We start from the raw sequence: 522 nt of genomic DNA, 5'->3' as shown, positions 1-522 counted from the left end.
TTCAAGAACGACGCGGCGGGGTTCTTCCGGGTGCCCTCCGCCTCCGGAGCTCTCCTCGACGTCACCGGCCGCTACGCGATCGTCAACGGCTCCTCCCCGGCCAAGCAGTACATCGGCGACCTCGCCGTGTACTCCGATCTGAAGCCCATCGTGACCCGCTCGGTCACGGCCGCCTCCGTCTGGGGCACCAAGGTGTGGACGCCGGGCTCCGGCACGGGTGTCGTCACCGCGAAGGACCTCAAGACCGGCAAGGTCACCGACACGATCGCGACCGGCGCCCCGTGCGTGGCCAAGGAGCTTCAGACGGTGGGCCGTTGGATCTACTGGTCCTGCGGCCCGACCTCGACGGCCGGAGTGTGGGACCGCACGGCGAAGAAGAACATCGCCGTCCCGTCCGGCGAAGCCCTGCTCGGCGACGGCTATGTCGTACGGCACGACACCGCGACCGGCGCGCTCCTGCTCACCTCCTTCGCCGACGGCACCGCAGCCACCCGGCAGATCGGTGACCTCGCCGCGGGCGGC

At 70.3% G+C, this 522-nt stretch carries 1 pseudogene; it reads left to right on the top strand.

The annotated features are described in order from the left end of the window. A pseudogene (locus TN53_RS42095) lies at positions 1-522 on the top strand (hypothetical protein); the annotation flags it as partial.

It is taken from the genome of Streptomyces sp. WM6386, from assembly GCF_000972385.1.
Taxonomy (GTDB): Bacteria; Actinomycetota; Actinomycetes; order Streptomycetales; family Streptomycetaceae; genus Streptomyces.
The sequence above is the reverse complement of the archived record's forward strand: the minus strand, read 5'-3'. Positions and strand labels throughout refer to the sequence as shown.